The organism is Serratia proteamaculans (assembly GCF_008830365.1).
In the GTDB taxonomy this organism is placed as follows: Bacteria; Pseudomonadota; Gammaproteobacteria; order Enterobacterales; family Enterobacteriaceae; genus Serratia; species Serratia proteamaculans.
Genome location: NZ_WBKI01000004.1, coordinates 318058 through 344106 on the forward strand (window position 1 = coordinate 318058; position 26049 = coordinate 344106).

Annotated in this window: 20 protein-coding genes; 7 read left to right on the forward strand and 13 right to left on the reverse strand. The window is 55.1% G+C overall.

Annotation, left to right across the window (positions count from 1 at the left end):
• Window positions 1-2: 2 nt before the first annotated feature.
• The 3 genes from abgT to F8R23_RS17330 all read right to left on the reverse strand — a co-directional run bounded on the left by abgT (window position 3) and on the right by F8R23_RS17330 (window position 4398).
• Window positions 3-1529: a p-aminobenzoyl-glutamate transporter gene (gene abgT, locus F8R23_RS17320; RefSeq protein WP_129939294.1), complete on the reverse strand. Its 1527-nt coding sequence runs from the start codon at window positions 1527-1529 to the stop codon at window positions 3-5.
• Between the two features lie 104 nt (window positions 1530-1633).
• Window positions 1634-3085: a M20 family metallopeptidase gene (locus tag F8R23_RS17325; protein WP_112346984.1), complete on the reverse strand. Its 1452-nt coding sequence runs from the start codon at window positions 3083-3085 to the stop codon at window positions 1634-1636.
• Complete coding sequence (locus F8R23_RS17330; protein ID WP_112346982.1) at window positions 3082-4398, reverse strand: M20 family metallo-hydrolase; 1317 nt, start codon at window positions 4396-4398, stop codon at window positions 3082-3084. Before F8R23_RS17330 ends, F8R23_RS17325 begins: the two co-directional genes overlap by 4 nt.
• Before the next feature lie 270 nt (window positions 4399-4668).
• Between F8R23_RS17330 and F8R23_RS17335 the strand changes: the two genes are divergently transcribed.
• Window positions 4669-5565 (forward strand): LysR family transcriptional regulator, encoded by an 897-nt coding sequence (locus F8R23_RS17335; RefSeq protein ID WP_129936397.1) that lies wholly within the window; start codon window positions 4669-4671, stop codon window positions 5563-5565.
• A gap of 29 nt (window positions 5566-5594) precedes the next feature.
• Here the strand turns inward: F8R23_RS17335 and F8R23_RS17340 are convergent, their stop codons facing one another.
• From F8R23_RS17340 to F8R23_RS17380, 9 genes are all read right to left on the reverse strand, one after another.
• Complete coding sequence (locus F8R23_RS17340) at window positions 5595-7724, reverse strand: TonB-dependent receptor family protein (protein WP_151415847.1); 2130 nt, start codon at window positions 7722-7724, stop codon at window positions 5595-5597.
• Window positions 7725-7885: 161 nt separating this feature from the next.
• Window positions 7886-9022 carry an ABC transporter substrate-binding protein gene (locus F8R23_RS17345; protein ID WP_129936380.1) on the reverse strand — a complete coding sequence of 379 codons (1137 nt, stop codon included), beginning with the start codon at window positions 9020-9022 and terminating at the stop codon, window positions 7886-7888.
• Window positions 9023-9108: 86 nt separating this feature from the next.
• Window positions 9109-11256: a phosphocholine-specific phospholipase C gene (locus tag F8R23_RS17350; RefSeq protein WP_151415848.1), complete on the reverse strand. Its 2148-nt coding sequence runs from the start codon at window positions 11254-11256 to the stop codon at window positions 9109-9111.
• A 124-nt stretch (window positions 11257-11380) separates the two neighbouring features.
• Window positions 11381-12223 carry an NADPH-dependent 7-cyano-7-deazaguanine reductase QueF gene (gene queF / locus F8R23_RS17355; RefSeq protein ID WP_129936382.1) on the reverse strand — a complete coding sequence of 281 codons (843 nt, stop codon included), beginning with the start codon at window positions 12221-12223 and terminating at the stop codon, window positions 11381-11383.
• Window positions 12201-13097: a queuosine precursor transporter gene (locus F8R23_RS17360; RefSeq protein ID WP_099063335.1), complete on the reverse strand. Its 897-nt coding sequence runs from the start codon at window positions 13095-13097 to the stop codon at window positions 12201-12203. Before F8R23_RS17360 ends, queF begins: the two co-directional genes overlap by 23 nt.
• The gene (locus F8R23_RS17365; protein WP_129936383.1) at window positions 13098-13712 is read right to left on the reverse strand and encodes a helix-turn-helix domain-containing protein; all 615 of its coding nucleotides are present in this window, start codon (window positions 13710-13712) and stop codon (window positions 13098-13100) included. It abuts the gene before it with no gap.
• A gap of 551 nt (window positions 13713-14263) precedes the next feature.
• A complete protein-coding gene (locus tag F8R23_RS17370; protein WP_129936384.1) occupies window positions 14264-15559 on the reverse strand; it encodes a cytosine permease in 1296 nt (431 codons plus the stop codon).
• Window positions 15560-15578: 19 nt separating this feature from the next.
• Window positions 15579-16265 (reverse strand): helix-turn-helix transcriptional regulator, encoded by a 687-nt coding sequence (locus F8R23_RS17375; RefSeq protein ID WP_129936385.1) that lies wholly within the window; start codon window positions 16263-16265, stop codon window positions 15579-15581.
• A 25-nt stretch (window positions 16266-16290) separates the two neighbouring features.
• Window positions 16291-16701: a GNAT family N-acetyltransferase gene (locus tag F8R23_RS17380; RefSeq protein ID WP_112346971.1), complete on the reverse strand. Its 411-nt coding sequence runs from the start codon at window positions 16699-16701 to the stop codon at window positions 16291-16293.
• Window positions 16702-17669: 968 nt separating this feature from the next.
• Between F8R23_RS17380 and F8R23_RS17385 the strand changes: the two genes are divergently transcribed.
• The 6 genes from F8R23_RS17385 to F8R23_RS17410 are packed head-to-tail and all read left to right on the forward strand — an operon-like array spanning window position 17670 to window position 24980.
• The gene (locus F8R23_RS17385; protein ID WP_151415849.1) at window positions 17670-20204 is read left to right on the forward strand and encodes a DUF2169 family type VI secretion system accessory protein; all 2535 of its coding nucleotides are present in this window, start codon (window positions 17670-17672) and stop codon (window positions 20202-20204) included.
• Window positions 20201-21271: a pentapeptide repeat-containing protein gene (locus tag F8R23_RS17390; RefSeq protein WP_151415850.1), complete on the forward strand. Its 1071-nt coding sequence runs from the start codon at window positions 20201-20203 to the stop codon at window positions 21269-21271. The genes F8R23_RS17385 and F8R23_RS17390 overlap by 4 nt, the downstream gene beginning before the upstream one ends.
• A gap of 9 nt (window positions 21272-21280) precedes the next feature.
• Window positions 21281-21886 carry a DUF3540 domain-containing protein gene (locus tag F8R23_RS17395; protein ID WP_151415851.1) on the forward strand — a complete coding sequence of 202 codons (606 nt, stop codon included), beginning with the start codon at window positions 21281-21283 and terminating at the stop codon, window positions 21884-21886.
• A gap of 10 nt (window positions 21887-21896) precedes the next feature.
• Complete coding sequence (locus F8R23_RS17400) at window positions 21897-22289, forward strand: DUF4150 domain-containing protein (protein ID WP_012146887.1); 393 nt, start codon at window positions 21897-21899, stop codon at window positions 22287-22289.
• A gap of 46 nt (window positions 22290-22335) precedes the next feature.
• Complete coding sequence (locus F8R23_RS17405; protein ID WP_129936389.1) at window positions 22336-24645, forward strand: type VI secretion system Vgr family protein; 2310 nt, start codon at window positions 22336-22338, stop codon at window positions 24643-24645.
• An 11-nt stretch (window positions 24646-24656) separates the two neighbouring features.
• On the forward strand, window positions 24657-24980 hold the full coding sequence (locus F8R23_RS17410; RefSeq protein ID WP_017893985.1) for a hypothetical protein: 324 nt from the start codon (window positions 24657-24659) through the stop codon (window positions 24978-24980).
• 63 nt (window positions 24981-25043) lie between these two features.
• Here F8R23_RS17410 and F8R23_RS17415 read toward each other — a convergent pair whose 3' ends face one another.
• A complete protein-coding gene (locus F8R23_RS17415; protein ID WP_129936390.1) occupies window positions 25044-25925 on the reverse strand; it encodes an alpha/beta hydrolase in 882 nt (293 codons plus the stop codon).
• Between the last annotated feature and the right edge of the window lie 124 nt (window positions 25926-26049).

Below are 26049 nucleotides of genomic sequence, written 5' to 3' on the forward strand. Positions count from 1 at the left end.
CTTTATCCCATCTTTGGATAAACCCCCGGGCCAATCGGCAGGCCGAGCGCGTACCAGGCCAGCAGCAGCAAAATCCACACGGCAAAGAACACCAGCGGATAGGGCAGGATCAGCACGTAATAGGTGCCGAGCTGGGCGTCTTTGCGGTAACGCTGCAGGAAACCGAGGAACAGCGGCAGGAAGGGCGACATCGGTGCCAGTGGCAGCACCGAAGAGTCGGCGATGCGGAAAATCATCTGGGCGAACGCCGGATGAAAGCCCAGCAGCATAAACATCGGTACAAAGATCGGGGCCAGAATCGACCAGATGGCAGAGCCACTGGCGATAAACATGCACAGGAAGGCCGAGAGAAACATCAGCCCGAGAAACGCCGGGGCACCGCTCATACCGGCGGCCTCCAGCATATCGGTCAGGCCGATGGCCATAAACTTGCCCATGTTGCTCCAGTTAAAGAACGCCACGAACTGCGACAGCGGGAACACCATCACGATAAAGCCGGCCATGCTTTTCATCGGCTCTATCAGATGGTTGGGAATATCGTCTGGCCGTTTGATCTGTTTGGTGACCACGCCATAGGTAATGCCAACGGTGAAGAAGAACAGGATGATGATTGGCACAATGCCTTTAATAAACGGCGATGGGATCACCGAGCCGGTTTTCGGGTCGCGCAGCGGGGCCGCTTCCGGCACCACCAGGGCGGCGATAATCGCGATAAACACCAGCGCGGCAATGCCGCTCATCATCAGCCCACGGTTCTGTAGTGGAGTTAGCGTCTCAATTTTGTCCTCGGCGCTGCCCTGCCATTTGGGCAGGCGCGGTTCGATAAACTTATCGGTCAACAGCGCCCCGGCGAAGGTCAGCACCACCACCGAGGTGGCCATAAAGTACCAGTTGTCGATCACGCTGACGTGAACGGCGGCGTCCACCGCTTTGGTGGCCTCGGTACTGATGCCGGAAAGCAGTACGTCGGTGGTGACGATCAGCAGGTTGGCGGTAAAGCCGGAGGCAACCCCGGCAATAGCGGCCAGCAGCCCGGCTATCGGGTTGCGGCCCACCGCCAGAAACATCAGCGCGCCGAGCGGCGGCATCACCACCAGTGCGGCGTCGGAAGAAATATGACTGAAAAAGGCGATAAACAACACCAGGTAGCTGGCATAGCGGGCGCTAACGCGTGAGGCCATCTTGTACATCAGCGCCTGTAGCAACCCAACCTTCTCAGCCAGTCCGGCACCGATCACCAGCGCCAAAATCGCACCCAGCGGGGCAAAGCTGCTGAAGTTATGAATGATATTCGGGAAGATCCACTGCATGCCCGCCACGCTCATCAGGTTATTCACCTTGATCAACTCGCCGGTGGCCGGGCTTTTCACCGCCACGCCGAGCCAGGAGAACAGCGCGGTGGCCAGCATTAAAACAACGATTAAATAGACGAACAGCAAAAATGGATTGGGGATTTTATTCCCGATGCGTTCTACCCAGTAAAAAACGCGACCAGGGCTTTTATCGGCTGACGTTGTGACCTCACTCATTGTCTTACCCTCTGTGTTTGTCCTGTTGTGTTTATTTTTTATTATTTGATTTAATTATAATTATTATGACTGACCTGGTTTCCCAGGCCTTTGCTGCTTGGTGACTACTTTAACGGTGAAGGCTTGATGTCTTTGGGGATCGGGCAGCTATAAGGCTGTTCGGCGCGCTGGCGTTCGAACTCACGGCGACAGTCCGCCAACAGGGCGCTGTCGCTCAGCAGTTCGACGGCGGTGGCCGCCATCACCTTGCCTGCCAGGCACATGCCTTTGTGGGCGATCGAAGTACGCCCCTGTGCCACCAGTTGCCAGGTGTGCAGCGGCGTACCGAAGGCGAAGCACGGACTGAAGCACTGGGCGGTCGGCGCGACCCAACTGACATCGCCGACGTCGGTAGAGCCGTACAGCAGATCTTCCGATGCCACATAAGGGGCGACCTCGTCCATCAACACCTTGTCGCCCAACTGCTGTACCCATTCATGTCCGGCTGCGCCGCCGGTGCGGGCGACATTCAGCCTGGCATTACGCAGCTCGTCTTTATTCAGCGTTTGGCGGATCTCTCCGGCGAATTTACGTTCTGTCTCGCTGTACTCCGGCAGGCCGAAGTCACAGACATAGCGATACATCACCTGTTCCATGCTGCGGTTTGGCACGTAGTTGGAGCAAGCCTTGTCGAAACGCACCGTCATCTGGGTATCGGTCATCAGCGCCGCACCCTTGGCGATGTTGATCACCCGCTGGTAAATATCCTGCGCCTGATCGAGCTGTGGTGCGCGGATCAGGTACAGCACTTCGGCGTCGGCCTGTACCACGTTGGGCGAACTGCCGCCGGTATTGGTGACGGCATAATGCAGCCGCGCTTCCTGCACAATGTGCTCGCGCAGGAAATTGGCACCGGTGTTCATTAGCGTCACCGCATCCAATGCACTGCGACCCAGGTGCGGTGAGTTGGCGGCATGAGCGGCAATCCCCTTGAACTGAAACGCCGCCTGTATGTTGGCCAGGGTGCTGGTATTGAACATACCGCTGAAACCTTCCGGGTGCCAGGTGAGGGCAGCGTCGACGTCATCGAACAGCCCTTCACGCACCATAAAGGTTTTGCCGGAACCGCCTTCTTCACCGGGGCAACCGTAGAAACGGACGGTGCCGGTCAGGTGCTGTTGCTGCATCCAGGCCTTCACCGCGAATGCCCCAGCCAGCGCGGCGGTGCCCAGCAGATTGTGGCCGCAGCCGTGGCCGTTGCCGTTTTCCACCAGCGGCTGCGGCGTGGCACAACCGGCCTGTTGGCTCAGTCCGGCGAGGGCGTCGTATTCACCCAGCAGAGCGATCACCGGCTGGCCGCTGCCGTAGCTGGCGATAAACGCGGTTTCGATGCCGCCAACGCCGCGTTCAAGGGTAAAGCCTTCCTGCTCCAGCGCGTCGGCCAGCAGATTGGCGGAATAGGTTTCGGTAAAGCGCGTCTCCGGGTGATCCCAGATGCTGTCACTCAATGCGCTAAAGCGTGGCTGGTGTTGGTCAATGTACTGATTGATAAACGTCAGCAGCTGCGGGTTACTCATGCTTTGCTCCCAAAGGTCGGCAGGTTGAGTGCCAGCGACGCCAGCGTTTTTACCGCTACCGCCAGCACCTGTTCGTTAAAATCAAACTTCTCGTTGTGGTGTCCGGCGCTCAGTTCGGTACCGAAAATCACGTAAGAGGCCTGCCCACCGTGGGATTTCACCCGTTCCATCATATAAGTGGCATCTTCTGAACCGGCGGCCTGCTCGCGGCGATCGACCACCGAAGTCAGTTCGGCAATCTCCTGGGCCTGGCGGTGAATGTAGTCCACCCAAGGCTGGGTCGGTTTACTGCTCTGCGCCGCGCCCATCAGGGCGATGTCGTATTCCACGCCGTGCATTTTGGCCGCGCCTTCGATCACGTTCAGCGCCTGCTGGTAAACAAATTCGTTGATGGCGTTGGTGGCCCCGCGGGTTTCCACCTTCATAAATGCCCGATCGGCAATCACGTTGCGGCCGGTTCCGGCCTGCAATACGCCGACGTTGATGCGTGAGCTGCCTTCGCTGTGGCGTGGGATGGCGTACAGACCCACTGTGGCCTGCGCTGCCGCCAGCAGGGCATTACGGCCATCCTCCGGTTTGGCCCCGGCGTGAGAGGCTACGCCGCGGTAGGTGACGTCCAGTTTGCTGGTAGCCATAAAGCTGTCGCTGCCGCACACCAACTCGCCAGCTGCTACGCCGGTGCCAATGTGCACGGCGGTGAAGAAATCAACGTCGTCCACCACGCCGGCTTCCACCATGGATTTTGCGCCGCGGGTGCCTTCTTCTGCCGGTTGGAAAATCAGCTTGATGGTGCCGGTGAGCTGTGGCTCCAGGCTCTTGAATATCCGCGCCAGCCCCAGCCCAATGGTGGTGTGGCCGTCATGACCGCATGCATGCATCATGCCGCTGTTACAGGAGGCGAAGCCTTCGCGGAACGGCAGGTGATCCGGCTGTAGCTTTTCGTTGAGATCGAGCGCGTCCATGTCAACGCGATAGGCGATCACCGGGCCGGGGCGGCCGGTGTCCAGCGTGGCGACAATACCGGCGAAGCCACCGGAAAAATGCGGCAACCACTTATCCAGTGCGCCCTGTTCGCGGGCGCGCTGCTCTTGTGCCTGCAGGGCCTCGGCCGAGGGCAGCCCCATGCGGGCATCGGCGTTAATCACTTCGCGCCCCAGTTGCAGGCGGTAGCCGAGCCGATCCAGTTCTTCTGCCACCAGGGTAGCGGTGCGGAACTCAAACCAGCCGGACTCGGCATAGCGGTGAAAATCGCGGCGCCAGGCCTGCAGCTGCGGGGACAAATCGGACACCAACATCGAAAGCGGATTATTCATTGGGATATCTCATAAGTTATCGCGCCCGGGTAAACGCCGGGCAGCAGTGGTGCGCTGAACTGAAATCAGACGATGAAGCTATGGAATGAAAATGACGTATTTAGTGACTAACTGCCGTGAAATGCGCTTATTGGCGCAGAAAATGCGTTTAATTAAGCGAAATAAGAATTTGGTTATTTATTATGTTTTTTCGAATGTACACAATGGAATCGGGCTAAATAAGATGCCAATATCTTGCTATTGATAAACAACGGTTATCGCCATTCGCCTATGCCCGCCTCAATAAAATTGCACCAATTACGTGCGTTTGTAGAAGTCAGCCGTCAGGGCAGCATCCGCGCCGCCAGCCGGACTTCGCAACTTTCCCAGCCGGCGCTGACCAAATCGATTCAGGAACTGGAGGCGGTGCTGGGGGCCAAGCTGTTTGTTCGCCGTAGCCAGGGAGTGGTGCTGACCGACTGCGGCGATAACTTTTTCCAGCATGCCAGCCTGATCCTCGAAGAGCTGCGGGTGGCGCAGGAGGATATCCAGCAGCGATTGGGGCTGGCGGGCGGCTCGGTGAATATTGGCGTCGGCGGCAGCATTGCGCGCACCGTCATGCCGCAGGTCATCAATCAGTTCCACCGCGAATATCCGAAGGTCAAAGTGCGGATTGTGGAAGGGCAACTGGTGTCGATGATCCCGGAGCTGCGCCAGGGCGAGCTGGATTTCACCGTCAATACCTATTACCCCAGCAGCATGGATAATGAGTTGCAGTACGAACGACTGATGGAAAAAGAGTACAGGGTGGTGGTGCGCAAGGGGCATCCGATGGAGGGGGCGTCGTCACTCAAGCAACTGCAGCACTGTGACTGGACCATGCCGACGCCAAAGGGCAGCTATTACCGCTTGTTGCACGATTTGTTCGGGGATTTGGGGATGGCACCGTCGATCAGCGTCACCTGTGAAACCTTTATGGCCTGTACCAGCCTGGTGGCACAGAGCGATTTTGTCAGCATTCTGTCGGTGGATGTGATCTCCGATCCGATACTGGGGAAGCATCTGGTGCCGCTGGCGCTGGAGGAGAGCCTGCCCAAGGCGACGTTCTATCTGATCCAGCGCAAGGACACTACGCTGACGCCGATGGGCGCGCACCTGGCGCGCCTGTTCCGGTTGCACTGCCGGTGAAATTAGCGCCCCCTGAGAGGGCGCTAACCTCAGAATGCCACGGAGCCCTGCACAAAGAAGGTGCGCGGTTCACCGACATACTTGCCGAAGTTGTTGTCGTTGGAACGCGTGAAGTAGCGCTGATCGAACAGGTTTTTCACCCCGGCACCCAGCGTCAGGTTCGACAGCTGCGGCCCGAAGTTATATTCCCCACGCATATTCCACACCATATAACCGGCGATGTCGCCAAACTGGCCATCGGCGCTTTCCTGCGTCACATAATCCGGCCCGGTACCCGGTGAATGCTGTTTGGACTGGGCATAGCTGTCCAGATTCCACACCCAGTTGCCGGTGGCGTAACGGGTGCCGACGGTATACACCTGACGTGAATAGAACGGCAGGTCTTTACCGGCGAAGTCGCCCTTATCGGTGCTGGCCTTGGTGTAGGTGTAGCTGGTGTAAACGCTCACGCCGTCCAGTGCGCGGTTCAGCTCGCTAAGATCGTAACTGAGCGCCAGTTCGATGCCCTTGTGCTTGGTGGCACCCATATTGGTCCAGCCGATATCATTGCTGATGTACTGCAACTGGTTGTCGAAGTCGATGTAGAACAGCGTGGCTTCGGCTTTGACGATGGTGTCGTCATAGCGGGTACCGAACTCGTAGGTATGGGCTTTTTCCGCCGTCAGGCCCGGTGCCGGCTGGTTGCCATTACCGCCTTTGGTCAACTGGAAGTACTGCATGCTGCCAAACGAGGTGTTGGCGTTGGCGAACAGCTTCCAGGCGTCCGACATGTGGTACATCAGATTCAGCGACGGCAGCGGTTCGCTGTAACTCTTCTCGCGGCTGATGTTGTTGAACGCGTCGTCCACATGGGTGCGGATACTCTCGTAGCGCAGGCCTGGCGTAACCGTCCAGTTGCCGACGTTAATGGTGTCATCGATGTACAGCGCGTGAGCGGCGGTGCCACCGGAGGTGTGCTGGTAGTAATCCGGCGTTTCCGGCGTTGAGCTGATGTCCGCCGGGTTATACCAGGCGGAGCGCGAGGCCTTCTCATCCATGGTTTCGTTCAGGTAGCGGTAGCCGAGGGTGATCTCGTGCGCCATGTCCCAGAAACGGAAGACTTGCGAATAGCTGGGTTCAATTGCCCAGGTAGAGTAGTGGCGCGGGTAGGACACCATACGTTTCATGCCCGCATTCTTGCCGGTGCCTTCCGATTCGATGCTGCTGCCGCGATAACTGTCGGTGAAGTAGGTCAGCACTTCGAACTGTTTGTCGTCTTCCTGATGCTTATATTTGAAAGACATATCCTTGCGATGCCCTTCGAACTGGTCCCACGGGCGGGTCGACTGGAACGGGTTCTGCGCATACTGCGCGCTGCTCAGCCCGCCCGGCATACCGGCTTTGCCGTCGTAATAGTGGAAATTGGCCAGCAGCTCATCGCGATCGGTAAACGCATAGCGCGTTTTCAGCATGAAGTCGTCGATGTCGGTGTTGTCGTTATTGTCGCGATAGCCCTGGCCGTGCAGGCCGGAGTACAGCAGTTCGGCACCTAAGCCGTTGTCGGCGGTGCCGCCGAGCGAAGTGCTGGTCAGGGTTTTCAACCCGCCGTGGCTGGCACCCTGGGTTTGCACACTGGCTGAGCCACCGAAGGTTTTCGGAATGTCTTTGGTGACGAAGTTAATCACGCCGCCGACGTTTTGCGGCCCGTAGCGTACCGCGCCGCCGCCACGCACCACATCAACCGACTGCAGACTGCCAATGGAAAGCGGTGCCATCGACAGCTGTGGCTGACCGTAAGGGGCTACCGCCAAAGGCACACCGTCCATCAGGATGGTAGATCGTGGGGAAAGACGAGAAGTCAGGCCGCGCACGCCGACGTTGAGCGAAATATCGCTGCCGCCAGTACCGTTGCTGTCACGTACCTGGACGCCCGGTACGCCGCGCAGGGTATCGGCGATGGTCTGGTCGCCTTGTTCATGCATCTGTTGTTCGGTGACGATAGAGCGTGCGCCTGGGTGATTGAGCAACACCGAACTGGTGTCCGGGTTATCCAGCCAGTTGCCGACCACGGTAATGTTATCAGCGGGAGCGTCATTTTGAGATTTGTTATCAGCAGCAAGGGCAGGCAGCGCCATGGCAACGGAAGCCGCCAGTAGCGAAAGACGAAAAAGAATTGACATAATAATGCCTTAAAAGTTTCAAACCCAGATGTGTTTTTTTAGAAATGACAATCTTAATGATAATTATTGGCAAGTAAATAACTTTATTTCGGAATAATTCAGTGGGTAACTAAAGGGGGAGCTAAGGTGTCAGGGCCCGGCTGGCGGGCCCTGAGTCAGGGTTATTTTGCGGTGACCCAGAACACGCCGCTGTAATCCAATGCGGTGAATTTTTGATGTACCATTTCAATATCTGCTTGCGGATCAATGTCTTTAAATAAGTCCGGGTGCAGGAGTTTAGCGATTGCCTCGACCGCAATAAAATTCAGCGGTGAGTCATAGAATTGGTGATAAATCGCCATTACGCGTTTTTCTTTTACCGCCTTCAGCACGTTCAGGCCGGTGCGGTTCATCAGTACCGTCAGCTTCTGCTGGGTGGTGGCCGCATCGGTGGCGTAACCCAGCGGCACCGCCTGTGTGCCTTTATGGCCGCGGCTCCAGTCTGCACCGGTCATCAGATAGAAATCCGGATTGCTGGCAATCATCTGTTCCACGTTCACCTCGCCGCCCATTTCCGCGAACAGCTTGCTGCCGATGTTATTTCCGCCGGCGGTTTCAATAAACTGGCCAAAGCTGCCCTTGCCAAAGGTATTGCAACATTGCTCGCCTTTCATGCCGGCGCTGCGTTCGATAAATACGCTCGGGCGCTGTTCCGGTTTCAGCGTCGCTACCCGCTGGCGTACCAGATCCAGACGCTGCTGGTAAAGCTGGATAAAGGTATTGGCGTTTTGCTGCTCATCAAACACCTTGCCCAGCAACTGCATGCTGGCAACGGTATTGGTCAGCGGCTGCTGGCGAAAATCGATAATCAGTACCGGGATGCCGATTTTTTCCAGTTGGGCCAGTACGCCGCTGTCTTTCAGCTTACTCAGCAGGCCGATGTCGAAAATGATCAGGTCCGGCTTGCGCACCACCGCACTTTCCACGCTGAAATCGCTGACATAAGGATTATCGAAGGTGGGGATCTGCATCACCTGCGGGAATTTCTTCGCGTAGGCCTCCACCAGGTCCGGAGCCTTCACCTTCAGCGAATTATCCCAGGCGATGATATTTTTCAACGGTTCCTGCGGATGCAAAATATTCAGCGCCAGCAGCGCACGGGCATCGGCCAGGATCACGCGTTTGGCCGGTTGCGGCAGGGTGACCTGGCGTCCGGCGACGTCGGTAACGACGATTGGGGCGGCCTGAACGGTGCTGGCCATCAACAGGGCACAGGCGGCCAGCCAACGGCTGGCTTTGGCAATAAGAACGGCAGGCATGGAGATCCTTGGGCATCGGGCATGGAATAAAGAAGTTAATGATAATCCATATCCTTTCGCTTTTTGAACACCCCAGTGCGGATATCTTAAGCTTTGCCCATCAGCGGATCGCTGACGCTGTGCTCACCGTTCTCCAGACGCCCCGCCAAGCGGCGCAGCCAGCCCTGTGAGTCTTGTAATGAAAGATCGTACCAACCCCCGCTGATTTTGGCGTCAAAGGCCTGCTGGTGACGGCCACCTGCAGGCAGTTCAATCTGCCAGGGGCCGTTTTGCGTATAGGGGCAGCGGGCGATGGTCACCGTTGTCGTCTCACTGCCGGGGTTAGTCAGGGTTAGCGACAGGCGGTCACTCTGCGGGGTCAGCCGCACTTCTGGCTGTGGCTGTTGAATGCTGCCACGCAGTTCACGATGAAAACCGTTGGGGCCCAGTAACCACAGGTGGTACTTGTCCTCCGTCGACCAGTTATCACTGACGGCCTTACTGGCCTCGACGGTGTAGCGCCGTGGGATCTGATCCAGATTCAGTCGGTCATAAACATGAAATACCGCGCCTTGTTCGCCAGTATTAAACAGGTTGAGCGTCAGCCTCTTTTGTTCGGGGAAAACGGTGGCCTCAACGTGAAGTTGGTAAGGCAATGCACGCGACGGGCGTGCCAGCCGGGACTGGCGCGGCAATTGCTGCCTATCCACCGCTGGCAAGGGCACCTGCGGTAACTGTTCCTGCCGCTGGCGCAGACTGTCGGCGGCGTGGCGGCTGGTGGCCGGCAGGCTGGGCAGGGTTTCGTTGTTGGGATCGACAAAGTTGAATGCTGAAGTGAGATCGCCACACACCGCCCGTCGCCAGGCGCTGATGTTCGGTTCATGCACCTGAAAACGTTGCTCCAAAAATTGCAGTACCGAAGTGTGGTCGAAGACCTGTGAATTGACCCAGCCGCCACGGCTCCAGGGGGACAGCACCAACATCGGTACCCGTGGGCCGGGACCATAGATACGGCCGTCCGGCGGTGGTTGCTCTTGTGAACCGGGTGGGGCGACGTGCTGGAAGATTTCACTGTCGAACGGCACCGTCGATTTACCGGCGAAGCTGCCGTCTTCACGTAATGACGGCGCAGAAGGAGAAGGCATATGGTCGAAGAAGCCGTCGTTCTCGTCGTAATTAACCAGCAGTACGGTTTTACTCCACACCTCGGGGTTATCCGTCAGCGCGTTGAGGATCTCCTGGGTAAACCAGCCGCCCTGCACCGGGCTGGAAGGGCCGGGATGTTCCGAGTAGGCCGCCGGGGCGATGATCCAGCTCACCTGCGGCAGTTTGCCCTGCTGTACGTCGTGGCGGAAAGCGGCCAGAATCGCGTCCAAATCGTTGCCGTCGGCGGCCGGTAGCGTGTTGCCATTGCCCTTATACAGCGGCGCATCGGCATTGAGCTCATCGCGGTAAGGCACAAAAGCGGTGAAATCTTTCGGTGGCTGCGCCGGGTTGCCGACCTTAACGCTGGCGGCGCGGTACTGGCGGAAACCCGCCAGCGGGTTATCGGTGAAGTTATCCGGTAAAAATTGATAGACCTTCCAACTGACGCCGCTGGCTTCCAGTCGTTCCGGATAGGTCTGCCACTGGTAGCCGATCTCAACCGGGCCGGGGCTGTCCCACTCGTTGACCACTACCGCGACTCCGGCTGCCGTCGGGCCGTTGGTGCCGGTCCAGTGGAACAGGCGGTTGGTATTGGTACCGGCGTGGATCGAGCAATGATAGGCGTCGCATAGGGTGAAGGTTTCGGCCAGCGCAAACTGGAACGGCAGTTCGTGCCGACGGTAATACCCCATCGAGGTGGGCGTTTTGTAGGTCGGCCAGGCGCTCATGCGGCCGCTGTCCCAGGCGGATTGCTCATCTACCCACGAGTGGGGCGTGCCGCTAACCCGCTGGGCGTTGCCGCGCTTGCTGTCCAGATGGTAAGGCAACACCAGCCGCTGTTCACCTTGCTGCTGCCAGACGTGACGGTCGCCGGGCAAAGGAATGGTGAAGCGATCGCTAAAGCCACGCACGCCGGGCAGGGTGCCGAAGTAGTGGTCGAAGGAACGGTTTTCCTGCATCAGGATCACCACGTGTTCGACATCGTTAATCGTGCCGGTGCGGTTATTGGCGGGGATTGCCAGCGCTTTGCGGATCGAGGCGGGTAACAGTGTAAAGGCCGATCCTATGGCGGCAGCCCGCAGTATTTCTCTGCGCGAAAAGTCAGGCATGCGTCGTTAATCTCCCTAAGGGTTATTTTGAAGATAGTTGTTAACGACGGTAATGGCGAAAAATAACAAGGAGATGAACGGGGAAAAATAATGCCCCCGGGCGGGGGCATGACAGGTCGAACGATTATTGCCTGATCAAGCGGCCGAGGGTCGGTGCCGTTTCGAAATCGCTGCGGAACGGGTTGATGTCCAGGCCGCCACGACGGGTGTAGCGGGCGAACACGCTGAGTTTTTCCGGTTGGCAACTTTGCTTGATGTCGTTAAAAATGCGTTCGACACACTGCTCGTGGAACTCATTATGCTGACGGAAGGAGATCAGGTAGCGCAGCAGGCGCTCGCGATCGATTTTCCGGCCCTGATAGTGGATCACTACGCTGCCCCAGTCCGGCTGGTTGGTGACCAGACAATTGGATTTCAGCAGGTTGGAGGACAGCGTCTCTGTTACCGTTTCCGCCTGTTCGCTGGCGGCACCGTCCAGATATTCCGGTTTGAAGTCAAAATTATCCACGGCGATATCCAGATCGTCAATATTGATGCCCGGCAGGCTGTCGATCTGCGATGAATAACCGTCTAACCCCGGATACAACTTCACCCCGACCTGACCGTTGGCGGCCTGCGACAGATCTTTTTGCATCGCGGCACTGACCTGTTCCACGTTGTCGAAGCGCGTCTGGTTAAAGCTGTTGAGATACAGCTTGAATGACTTGGACTCGATCAGATTGGTGGAGGAATGGGGCAGGGTGAACTCACCAATACCAACCACCGGCTTGCCTTTGGCGTTGAGCCAGGACAGCTCGAAGGCGGTCCATAGATCATAGCCGTGGAATGGCAGCTGCTGTTCATCTACGCCGATCAGATCACGGCCGCGAGCGCGCGGCAGGGCTTCGAGCAACTCGGGAGCATACTGGTCCGGGTAATCGGAGTTGGCGCCAAGATGGGTGATTTTATCTTGTTTTTTGATATGCATATTCATTGCTCCTTGCAAGATCGGTATTGATATAACGGTTAAACAGGCTGCGGGCGGCGTAAATCGGCCCAACACCGACCAGGGCGTAGACCACCTTGATCAGGAACTGCGACAGGATCATGGTTTTGATGATGTCCCAGCTCAATACGTTGTAGAACGCCAGGGTACAGAACACCACGCTGTCGATGGCCGAGGCCACCACGGTGCTGGTGATCACCCGCACAAACAGGTAGCGAGAGTTGGTCAGTTCCTTGATTTTGCACAGCAGGTAGGAGTTGACGTTCTCGGAGATTAAATAGGCCGCGGATGAAGCCACCAACACCGCCATGATGCTGTGAACAATGCCGTCATAAGTCTTGCTGAACTCCCACTGCGGAATGCTCGGTACCAGCGTGGTCGCCCAAACGCCCAGCACAAAAATCAGGTTGGCCATAAACGAGATGATAATGGTGCGCCTGGCCAGCCGCAGTCCATAAAACTCGTTCAGAATATCCACCAGGATAAAGGTGAGGGGGTAAATAAATATTGCCGGGGGCGTGATCAGGTTCAGTGCGGGGATTTGAATCGGTTTGACGCCGCACAGGGTTGAGAAGATATAAATCACGCTGAGCGCCACGGTAATGATCAGGTAGGCGTACCAGGATCGTTCATGACGATCGCTGAGCTCATAGGCGGTTTGCTGCTGATTGTTACCGTAGATTTTTCGATACAGCGCCTGCAGTTCATGCCGACTCAGATCTTCCGATATATCGCTGTCGGCCAGTTCATTCAGCCCCATGGTAATGGTTTTGCCGGTGGCTAATACCATGACATTGGCAGCCAGAGTGCCATGCCGGGTAAAGCCCAATAGCTTGAACTTTTGATTCGGTTCCATTTATAGCCTTTCTCCAAAGATATAACCCAGGAATTGCACGGTATCCTGATGATTTTTCTCCATGCTACTTTCTTCTTTGTCGTTAACCACAAAGAAGCCGTATTTTCCCGAGTGATACAATAAAGGCGAATCGCAAACTAATACCGGCGGGCGTTTTATAATAATCACCTCACCTGGAATAAATGAACCTTTTATTTCGGTCTCTATTCTCATTGCTACCATATTTGACTCATCGCCGAAGAAATAAGTCAAAGGGAATTCGGTGACCAGTTGGCCGATCTTCTTACCGGTAGCCGCTAAAAAACAGGACTGCGGAATAATAGGGATCGCTGAAGGGTTTTTATTACCTTCGGTGGACAGCGTCTCGTTGAGCAGTTCCAGCTTTTCCAAATCATAGTCTTCGATCTCTTCGCAGGAAACCCCAAAGAAATCTGAAATCCGATTAACGGTGGCCTGCTGCACGTTGTTGACCCGTCCGTCGAGGATCTTGTAGATAGTGGTTCGTGTCAGGCCAGTACGACTAGAGAAGGATGCCTTGGTTTCGCCACGGGTGCGCATCAGATATTCAATATTCTTAATGATGTTACTTTTGCGCTGGGCGTTAGTGGTCTTCATAAGCATTCCTTACAATATTCTGGCGGCTTCACTATATCGCACGCATTGGTATTGTCCAGAACTGACACCACAAGAGGGGAGGTAAGCGGCTGATTACTCTTTTAAAATGATGTTCAACTACCCGGTATCACGGCCAATGATGATTTTATTATGATGAATGAAATGTAAATAAAAGGTAATTAAATATAAATCAACTGTTTAGGTTACAGGTTCGAATAAGTAGACATAAAAGTGAGTTTTGTGTCTACTTTTGTGTTGACCGCAGTGGTTTTTGTGAGCTACTGTTCACGCACACTGAAGTGTTTCTTGACGGTCTAAACGGTTAATAAACGATTGTCTGACAACTTCTATAATAAAAAGCTCAGGGAGGGAGGCGTTTCCATTCTCTGGGTATTAAAGGATGTTTTAGCTACCGACACCAGGGAACTCCAAATACGTCTTCAGCTTTAAAACCACAGCTTTCCGTTTGTCCGATCCCCAGTTTATTGTTTTGCCACTCCCCAGTTGCTGGAGAGTGGCGATGACATTTTGCCTTGCCGCTAACGGTCAGCTCAGCCTTGCGCGTGGGCCGGTTTCTGAGCGCGGTTTAGCGCCAACTTAAACACCCAATACAACAGGCTGGCGGCCAGCAATGAGTTGATGGTCGGCACGCCCCACTCGGTCACTAACCCGACGATACTGCCGGCAATGCTGGCGATGATCGCCGCCCAGCCAATGGTCGGCGTCTGATCGGGCAGTTTGCCTTCCCGGCGGCTCTCATCCAGAATTTTACGGTGGGTGCGCAGCAAGTAATAATCCACCAGCATCACACCGATAATTGGTGGGAACACCACGCCCAGCACCGTCAGGAAATCGACAAACCGGTCGAGGATCCCCAGCACCGAAAGCGTGGTGCCCAATACGCCAATCACCAGCGTGGTAGCGGTGTATTTCAGCCTTTTACCGGTCATGCCTTCAACCGCATTGACGATGCCCAGTGACGATGAGTACAGGTTGAGGTCATTCACCCTTAAGGTGGAGAACACTACCACCAGCAGACCCGCACCGCCGGCGACTTGCGACATAATGGTGACTACATCCGCCGTGCCAAGCGTTTTGGCGATCAGCAGCGCCAGACCGTTAACCACGAACTCCCCGGCGACAATAGTGAAAAGGGTTACGCCAAGCACGTGCTTGCCGTTTTTGGAATAACGCGTCAGATCGGGGGTCATCAGGCTGGCGACAATGGCGCCGCCGACCACGATGGTGATACCGGCGCTGATCGACAGCGGATCGCCAGGCGGCATCATTTGGATAATCTCCGGCAGATTATGGCCGGTGAGGGTGATGTAAGAGATATAGGCCACCAGCATAATAAACATCGGCACCGCAATCCGGGCGGCGATGCGCAATGCTTTGAAGCCAAAGGCCACCAGAATGGTCAGCAGGGTACCGGACAGACCGGCCGCCAGGCCAAAACCCAACTTGTTCCCCAGGGCGAAATCCAGCGACTTGGCGAAGATGGCGTTCTGTATGCCAAACCAGCCCAGCAGGCTGACGGCCACCACCACACCAATCAGCACCGATCCTAGTCGGCCAAAGCCGCACCAGCGGGCCAGCAGGCTGCCGGAGATCCCTTCGCGCATGCCCGCCAGCCCGAGGCCGTAGGTCACTACGCCAAAGATCAGACTGCCGACGAAAATGGCGGTGAAGGCATCGAACAGCGTCATCGAGTGACCCAATACGGCACCCAGCATAAACTGATCCAGAGCGGTCAGCATGCCCATATGCACAATGGCGACGCTTAAAAACGAGACTCTTTTATCCTGAGGTACCCGGGTTAGCGGATAGTCTTCAATTTTTATCACGGTGAGGTATTCCTTGCTATTAAATAAACTGAATGCCTTTTGCTATCAGGCGATCGGGAATATAATTGTCCAGATTCGCATATTTGCAAAATTCTTCAAACTGCTGCTGCGTATGAACATCTGATTTTTGATAGATGTTATATATTCTATTTTCTATGGTTTTATTGCTGATGTTGTATATTTTGGCTATCTCTTTTACCGACAGCCGTTGCAGCATTAAAAATATCACATCAAGTTCGGCTCGGGTGAAAATAGCGCTGTTGGTTTCTGTGGTCAGGACGCTGGGCTTTTGATGATTGATAAATTTCAATGGGGATAAAGTGTTAAGCGGCTTGGCGTTCCACATCACCCCAAACACTTCTTTTTTATCGTTATAAATCGGCAGTTTTTCACTGATAAACGGCGTCAGGCTGTCTTTGCCGTACCAATAATGCGTTTCTATTACGGCAACCCGATCGCGCGAGACTTCCGTCATTTTGTCGTGTTCTACAAAATCGGCCGCGCATTCGGCCCAGTCGGCGGGGAACTCGTCGTCCAGCTTACCGGCTATATCAAAATTCAACGGTGTGTTGGTATAGAGGTAAGCGGCTCGGTTCATGTAAATATGTCGGGATGCCAGATCCTTAATGCCCCATGGCTCACTTAAGTGCTCTATCATGGCAATCAGGCCTTTCAAATAAAATTCATTATTGTCGGGCGAATCCATTCTGACCTCACCGATTAAAACTGGGTTAAATCTCTTTTGCCAGGTAGTGACGGGTGTGCTTCTTGGCATAGCCGCTCAGGTTACCGTACACCTGATAGCCCAATTTTTCGTAAAAGCCGCGTGCCTGGAAGTCGAAGGTATCCACATAGGCCATATGGCACCCCCGTTTCAGGGCCTCTTCTTCGGCCTGGAGCATCAGTTGACGGCCATAGCCGCTTTTACGATGTTGGTCGCTGACCCAAAGATACTGCACCTCAAGCCCACCCCACCAGGTTCTGGCCACCAGGCCGGCAACAATTTTACCTTCGTCATCGGTCACGGTCAGGAACAGAGGGTGGATATCAACGTGTTCGGTTTTTTCGTTGTGACCCCAAAGGCTGTCAATAACGAACTCTTCGTCTTGCGGATTTGGCTGGTCGGTAATATTTATTTTCATGGATATAATATAGTTCCCTGTAATAATAATTAGTTAGCACAATCAAATTGATGCGTGCCAACGGGTTTAACTATCACTTTTCGTAATGTATTACAAGGGTGGTTTTCACCCGTTCCCGTCAGGGGGCCAAGCGTTTATATTAACTGTGACAAGGTTGGAAAATAGCGTAATACGCGGTAATAAATAGCGGTCAGCCTTGCTCAGTCAATATCTTCCTATTGTGCCTCACCAGGGCCTCATCCAGGAAATACTTTAGTCCTTCAGGCTCCACCGGTAGAGCAAGCTAACTTGCCAAAGGGGAGCCGCCACGTTCAGCCTTCTGATGGATCCGTGCACAAATCTGCCCATGGGCATCGTCGGCCGTCGGCCGAAAAAGTGCTGTGCTTTAACAGCAGCTTGTCAGAGGGGAGCAGGGGAGATAGGTGTTATTCATTTGCTTTAATACGGGGCGAAGACCAACGGCTAAATGCTACTCACCGTGTTTCAAAATAACCTGCACGGTTTTATCCATCAGGGCCTGAACGGTCTGTGATTTAATCCTTTGATTTTCCCGCTACGCCCTCCAGCTTAAAATTCATATCTGTAGTCATGATGCGCAACCTATTATTAATAATGGAAGGGTTTGGGGTTTATTAGTAATAGAACCTGCTTTGGATTAATGCAAAAAAATAGCAGTGCACTATCGTGAATTAAGACTAATCTTAATTCTAGGCCTTCAGCCGGTCTCATTTGAGACAGGAGGCGAATGCCAGAAAGCGTTAGCCCCGCCAGCGCTTGGCTTGGGAAGGGGAAGTATCACCAACCCTGCGTGACTTGCTGCAATAGATATCCTTTATTCTCTGGCTTAGGGGAATAATCATTAAGAGCCCCATCTTGCACTCATTCGGTTAATGCGATAGAACCCTAGTCAGATGCATTATCCCACTTTTTAACCGCATTCATTAACTGGCTGCCTAAAGGCGCATTATATGAAGATTATTAAGCCTCTGCGTCTGAGCGTATTAAATCGACCTTTCCGCTTACAAGGTAAAAATTATCTTGGCGTTTCCGTGATGGCATTGCTGGATATGAGCGCAACGCCCCAGCTGCGCCCGGAAGTCGAGCTATGGCAACTGGCGGCGGCTGAATTGCAAACCAGCGGCGGCGTCATCGATGTGGCGATACCGAAAGTCCGTGCCGAATTTCTGGCGACGGGTAATGCTTATACCCATCACCAGAAGGAAAAAAACAGCTGCGCAGTACGTATTAATGTGGGAAACCTCAGTAAGACCCTGCTGGCTTTTGGCGATCGCATCTGGTCTGGTTCACATCCTACCCCGCCGCGCAATTTTGAATCGATGCGCCTCGACTGGAGCCGTGCTTTTGGTGGCACAGGATACGAAGAGAATCCTCATGGTATCGGTGCAGTGGAGGAGCAGCATAAGGAGGGGGTTTACCGTCGCCTGCCGAATATCGAATCGCAGCATCTGCGCATGACTTCACCGCGTCAGCAGCCCGAACCGGCAAGTTTTGGGCCGCTGGACATGACCTGGCCACGTCGTTTTAAACGCATGGGCAAAGCCTATGATGCCAACTGGTTGAAGAATGACTTTCCTGGTCTTTCCCGCGATGCCGACTGGCGTGTATTTAACGCGGCCAGCCCGGATCAGTGGTGGCCGGAACAGGATGAGTTGCCGCCCGAAGCCGAGTGGCATATCTGGAATATGCATCCGGAGAAACCATTACAGTCGGGCAGGCTACCGCCGTGGCGGGCGCGCTGCTTTATCAATCGTCTGCGTGGTGATGAAACGCTGTTTGAAGAAATTGCGCTGCGTGCCACCACGGTCTGGTTCTTCCCGCATCTGGAACAGATGATGTTGATCTGGCAGGGAAGTTGCCGCATCAACGAGGATGATGCGGCGGACGTGCTGCAGCTTATGCCGGCGCTGGAAAAAAACGGTGCCACTCGTTCGGTCAACCACTATCGCAAGGTGCTGGCCCAACGTCTGGATAAAGGCAAGGGTGCGCTGTTTGCCTTCCGGGAAAAAGATTTGTTGCCGGAAGAGATTATCGGCCCCTGGATTGACAGCGAAATGCAGCAAACAGCTAGCCCGATGCAAAACAATATGCAAAACCGGGTAAGTCAAATGCGGGAGCAGCACCGCGCCAGGCTGGAAGCCGAGGGGACGGACGTTGACGAGTTACTGGCGAATACCTCGCCGCCAGAGATGCCCCGGCTTGATGAACTGCCGGAGTTTGTCGAGCGGTTGGAGCGTCAAGCTGAAGAGATGAAAGCGCAGGCTGAGGCTCGCCAGGCCGAGGTAGAAGCCCGGCAGGGAGCCAAACAAGACCATCGCCCACGTGGTCCGGAATCGATGCACCGTATGCAGGAGATGCTGCAACAGCACGCGGATAGCATGACGGAGAAGAAACTGGCGCAGAGCCGCGAATCGCTGCACCAGATGTATCTGATGGCAGTTCAGCATCAACCGCCGGCGAAACGCATGACGGGGGATATCGCCCGGATTATTCGCCAGCGCGCCTCGAACACTATGGCGTGCGGAGGGGATTTCAGCGAGTTGGATTTCACCGGCGCGGACCTTTCCGGCATGGATTTACGCGGTGCTAATTTCCGTAAGGCGTTGCTGGAAAGCGTCGATCTCAGCGGTTGTCAGTTGGACGGCGCTGATTTCACTGAGGCGATGCTGGCGCGGGCCGATTTAAGCAACAGTTCGCTGCGTGAATGCAATCTGACCCAGGCCAGCCTGGCGCTGGCACAGTGCCGACAGACCGATTTCAGCGGTGCCAATCTGACGGAAACCCAGTTGGAAAATGCCCTGTTTGAAGGGTGCGATTTCAGCCATGCCACACTAAAAACGCTGTTGCTACGACAGGTGGGGATCAGCCGCTGCCGTTTCCACCGTGCCGCGCTGGAGGAGTGCATCGTGATGAACTTAACGCTGCCGCAGCTCGATTTCAGCAACGCCAGGCTGCATAAAACCGTGTTCCAACAGTGTGAGTTGCAGGCCGTTATCTTCAACGGCGCGTGGCTTGAAAGCTGTAACTGGGTGGAGAGCAAGCTGCCGCAAGCCCAGTTTAAAGCAGCTACGCTGTTGACCTGCGCCGCCGTAATGGCAAGCGATTTAAGCGGCGCGGACTTCAGCGAGGCGACGCTGAAGGAGAGCAACCTGCGCCAGGCTTTACTGACGCAGGCCAACTTTAGGTTGGCAAAGCTGGAGAACAGCGATCTCAGCGAGGCGGATTGCCAGAGGGCGGATTTCACCCGCGCCAACCTGATGGGAAGCCTGTTGATCCGCACCGATTTCCGTCAGGTCAATTTCACCGGTGCTAACCTTATGGGGGCACTGTTGCAGAAAACCCAACTGGATGGCGCGGACTTTACCGGCGCCAACCTGTTCCGCGCCGATTTGTCACAATCTTTTATCAATATGGAGACGCGGCTGGGCAATGCCTATACCAGCCGGGTGAAAACGCTGCCGAAGCGTGATGAGGAACTGTCATGACGACGCTGAGCGCGACAGAGCTACAGCAAAAAATTAAAAATGGCGAGATGATTAACGCGTGCAACCTGGATGGCCTGGATCTGCAAGGGTACGACCTGTCCGGCGGTATCTTTCAGGATGTCTCACTGAATGGGGCGAACCTCCAGGAGGCTAATTTACATGAGACGGTGTTCAATGAGTGTCCGTTGAATGGGGCAAGGCTGAGCGGTGCAAACATGCAGCAGAGCGTGTTTAACGACTGTGAGATGACGGCCATCAGCGCCAGCGACACGCTAATGACGCAGTGCATCTTTAATCATTGCGCTCTTGGCAACAGCGATTTTTCCCGCAGCAGATTTGACGCTACCCAATTTATGCGCAGCCCGCTTTCCGGCAGCAGCTTCAACCAGTCCACGCTGGAACGTACCACCTTCTTCGAAAGCTCGTTGGATGAAGCGCAACTGGAGCAGTGCCAGTGCCTGCTGACGACCTTTTTCAATCTCGACTTGCGCACTACCCGTCTGGGCAACAGTCAATTCGACCGGGCGGTGTTTTTCAACTGCGATCAACGCGGAAAAAACTATGCCCGGCAGCGCTTTAGCGGCTGCCAGTTTACCGATAATCAGCTCGATGCGGTGGATTTCAGCGGGGCGCAGCTGACGCAATGCAATTTCAAAGGCGCTTCGCTAAAAAATGCCCAACTCACGAGGGTGAACGCCAGTCAGGCGCTGTTTATGAGTGCGGATCTCACCGGCGCCGCTTGCCAGGGCAGTTTGTTTGATCAGGCGTTGTTTATCGGTGCCAGGTTACAACAGGCCGATTTTAGCCACAGCCGCCTGTTCCAGAGCATTCTGCGGCAGGTGAAGGCTGAAGGCAGCCGCTTTGCCATGAGCGACCTGACTTACAGCGATTTCACCGGTGCCGATCTGAGCGGGGCCGATTTCCGCAGTGCCACATTTTCCCGCACCCGGTTCCATCGGGCGCGGCAGGAGGGGGCCCATTTTTCCGATCGCCGGGGCATCCTTGAATATGATGAAGAGTTACTGGCTGCGGAGGCCTGGAGCCTCCAGCATCAGAGCCGTCGTTAAGGAGAGAAGATGAACAATATCAATCACAGACTGGCACAGGCAGTGGTACCGCCGTTACAGAGCGCGGGGGTTGTTACCCACTGCTTTTCCAACGGCAGCCTGAGCGTGGAAAGTGAAGGGCGCGGTTGGCACTGTCAGCGTGCCGCCAGCTGCGTTATTGCCCCGCAGATGGGGGATCTGGTGCTTATCACCAGCGTGGATAATCAGGTGTGGCTACTGGCGGTGCTGGAACGTGCCAACCCGGAAATGGCCGAACTGAGCGTACCGGGCGATTTGCATATCCGCAGCCACGGCGAAATCAGCCTCAGCAGTGAGGCATTGCGCGTCAGCGCCAGGCAAGGGGACTGCCATATCAGCGAAATGCAGTACAGCGGCGACAAACTTTCCGCCTGGGTAAGCCTTTCGCGCATGGTGGGCAAGCATGCGGAGTCAGTCTGGCAAACCGTGACTCAGGTGAGCCATAACCTGCTGCGCACTACGCGCCAAACGGAGCAGGTACGTGCCGGGCAACTGGACATGCAGGCCGAAGATTATGCGCGTCTGCATGCGCAAAATACCGTTATTACTTCGAAGGCAATCACCAAAGTGGATGCCGAACAGATCCATATGGGCTGAGGAGGCCGCGATGTTTGCCAACTGTCAACTGATGGGCACCGATTTGGCCTTTCCCGATGTCTGCATGACGCCGATGCCGACGCCAACCCCGATACCTTATCCGGATATCGCTCTTGGGCCAACGGCGGTCCCCAATGCGCTGAATATTCTGTTTATGGGCATGCCTGCACATAACATGGCAACGGTGACGCCGCTGACCAACGGGGATAACCCCGGTGTTGCCACCGGCGTGGCATCAGGCACCGTGATGGGGCCGTCGCGTCATCTCACCGGTTCCTTTACCGTACTGCTCAAAGGAACACCGGCGACGCGCCTGACCAGCGTCAGCCTGCAGAATTCAACCAATGCCGTGGGTATACGCGCGGTACCCAGTCAATTCAAAGTCCTGATGCTGGCTCCATGAGTGGCAGAGCGGCATAACGCTGTCTTAGTTATAGGGGTAAGAAGCTATGTTTGACCGTATCACGGCAACAACGCCTGCGGGCGAGGGAACGCTGAAGTTCTGGAAACTTAACGGTGAGGAAGTCGTTTCTCGTTCATTTGAATTGAACGTGACGTTACTCAGCACCCATGCCCGCCTCGACCGCAGGGCCATGCTGGGTCAGCCCATTACCCTGACTATCCCTACTCAGGGGCTGCTTGCCGCACCACGCTATCTCAACGGTAAAATCACCCGGGTCAACGTGCATAGCGCGGATATAAATGGTGAACGTTACGTGGTTTACACGCTGACCATGGAGTCGGACCTGTGGCCGCTGAAGCGGGATCGCAACCAGCGAATATTCCAGAACCAGCGCGTGCCAGATATCATCAAAACGGTACTTGATGAGTACGGCGTGCAGATGGAGAACCAGCTCACCGGTAATTACCGCAATTGGGAATATTGCGTGCAGTACCAGGAGAGCAGTTACGACTTTATTTCGCGCCTGATGGAGCTTGAGGGGATCTATTTCTTTTTCCGCCATGAGGCGGATAAACATACGATGGTACTGTACGACGCCCCTCAGCAGCATCAGCCGTTTAGCGGCTATGAAGCCATTCCTTACCACGCTACACCTTCCGGTGGCAGCACCGGCGAAGAGGGGATAGGCCAGTGGGCGATATCCGAGCGGGTGACGCCGGGGATCTACAGCATCGACGACTACGACTTCCGCAAGCCCAACGCATGGCTGTTCCAGGCGCGACAGAACCCAACCTCACCTTCACCGGGCCAGATTGACTACTACGACTGGCCGGGGCACTTCGTGGAACACAGCCACGGCGAAACCTACGCCCGCGTGCGGCAAGAGGAGTGGCAGGCTGAACATCAGCGCATCGACGCAACGGCTACCGCGTTGGGTATTGTGCCGGGTTGTACCTTTGCACTGATCAATCCGCCATTTGCCAGCGACGGCGGAGAGTATTTGGTACTGAGCGCGCGTTACGATCTTGAAGAGAACAGCTACGCCAGCGGGGGGGAAGAGGCGGTGCATCGCACTGATTTTGTGGTGATCCCGGTTAGCACGCCATTCCGCTCCGCACAGCGTACCCCGTGGCCGCGTACCCATGGCCCGCAAACAGCACGGGTAGTGGGGCCTCAAGGGGAATCGATCTGGACCGATAAATACGGCCGGGTGAAGGTGAAGTTCCACTGGGATCGTCTGGCGAAAGGGGATGAAAGTAGTTCCTGCTGGGTACGAGTTTCCAGCGCCTGGGCGGGACAGGGCTTCGGCGGGGTGCAAATCCCACGAGTGGGGGATGAGGTGGTGATTGATTTTATCAATGGCGATCCGGACCGCCCAATGGTCACCGGCCGAGTGTATAACGAAGCCTGTATGCCACCGTGGACGCTGCCCGCCGGCGCGACCATGATGGGCTTTATGACGCGCTCTAAAGATGGCCACAGTGATAATTCCAGCCATCTGTTCTTTGAAGACAAAGCGGGCTCGGAGATGGTGCAGCTGCATGCCGAAAAAGATATGAATATTTCGGTAGAGAACGATAAAACGGTGGCCGTAGACGGTAACCGCACCACGACCATCCAAAAAGACCAGAAGGATGAGGTGTTCGGCAACGCTATTTTCCAATTCCACGGCACACGTACCACGACGGTCGACAAACCGGAAACCAAAACCTTTAAAGACGGCGAAAAGATCACTATCACCAATGGCCGGACGTCGGATATTACCAGCGGCGGGGAAACGCTAACCATTAAGGGAAAGCGGAGCGTCGATACCGATGGCATAGAAGATCAACATGTTACCGGCAAGGTGACCCGCACCTATGACGACGGCATGGACTCCTTCCTCAAGGGGGATCGCTATGACAAAGTCACGGGAAAACGCCATAATATCGTCACCCAGGACGTCACGGACGAGATCCAGGGGGGGCGAGTACAGACCATCACCAAGGATGCCAAGACGGACATCCTGGGAAGCTGGACGCAGACGGTACAAGGAGGGGTATCCATCACCTCACCGAAAATGATCACCATCGACAGTGCGGAAAAGGTGAGCATCAAGACGCCACATGCTTTTGAATACAAAGATCATAAAGAGTCTGCCTCCATGTTTTCTTTTGATTTCACGGCGGCGAAAATCGTTACGGAAGGCTATTCAATGAGCGTTACTGCGAGCGGTAAGATCGGGTTGACCAATATGAAATTTGATAAGACAGCCTTTGATCTTACCACCACCGAGGGGCGTGTAGCTTTTATCGATGCGATGGCTCATGTCGGGAAGATAATGTCATCATTTAACGGTCTGACCATGTTCGGCTAAGGGACGAATCGATGAAGTTTGCGATTATTATTTCAGTGATTCTTACAGTAGGCGTCATTGCCTATATTGTTTATCTGTTTAACCGCGACCATAAAATCCAGACACTGGGGCGGGATATTCAGGCTCGGGTTGAGGAAGTCCATTACATCAGTTCAAATGATAACGGGACCACCAACATAAAATACCGCCTTTCATGGCATGAAAAGGGGATGACCAAGCAGGTAGAAGGCAAGGAAACCATTCCCGCCTTTTACTCTTCAAAGGTCCAGAAAGGCTGTGAGGTTGAGATCAAGTATCTGGACGATGACCATATTTCGTTTGTTTTCGATAAGTAGATAATAAAACTTCTTCGTAAACAGAAAATTAAGATCATCGCCAGATTAGCTGCATGGTGTTATTCAGTCGCCTGCAGCTACCTTATCCAATGCTGGCGCGATGGCCGCATTGAACATGCCGCCGTGATCCAGGCCTGGCCATTCCCGGAAATCTACCTTAAGCCCGTTCAGCGTCGCCAGCCGTTCGGCCAGACGCTGAGCGGCGTCGGCGGGGAGCGGTTGCTGTTTGATATTGGGCGGCGCACTGCGCATTTTCTCACCGCCGCCGGTCCACAGCCACAGATGGGCGGACAACGTCGAATGCCGATCAATAACCCGCTGTGCTTCCTGCAGAATAAAGCCCTTTCCCCACCACAGTGAAGGTTCGACGGCGACGTAATTTTGGAATGCGGCTGGCTGGGTTAACAGCGTATGCAGAACGAACAGACCGCCGTAAGAGTGCCCCCACAGCGTTTGCCGTTGAGAGTTAATGGCCACCTTTGCCGCCACTGCCGGTTTAACCCGGCTTTCGATCAGTTTCAAAAAGGCATCTGCGCCACCATTGGCCGGCGTGTAATCGTGGCTGCGGCCTTTGGCATCGATGCGCAGATCGTTGTCATAACTGAGCAACACCAATACCGGCGGCTGTTTTTGCGCTGCAAGCCGGGCCAATAAGCTGGCATTCAACTCCATCAGTACCGCATTACCGTCCAGCAGGTATACCACCGGATAGCCGGTTGGCGGCGGGGCAATACGCGGTTGCGCTATGCGAATGCGATAACGGCGTTGGCCGTCCGCAGAAGTGATCGGCAGGTCGCTGAACTGATAATCAGGTGAAGGACTATCGGCAACGGTCACGCCAATCTTACGTTCCAGATCGGGCCTGGCCTGCGCCAGCATAGGGGAGCACACGCCGATAACCAGCGTGAAAACCAAGGTAAGACAGCGAAGATAAGAAGATGGCATGCTGAGCCTATTCACCTGAAAAACGTCGATATTAACATCTCATCGGCCATTAGGTGACATGGCTATCGGGCTCAGGAGTGAGTTTTTGTTCCTGATGGCAGGGGGCACTCGTTGAATGCCGCCC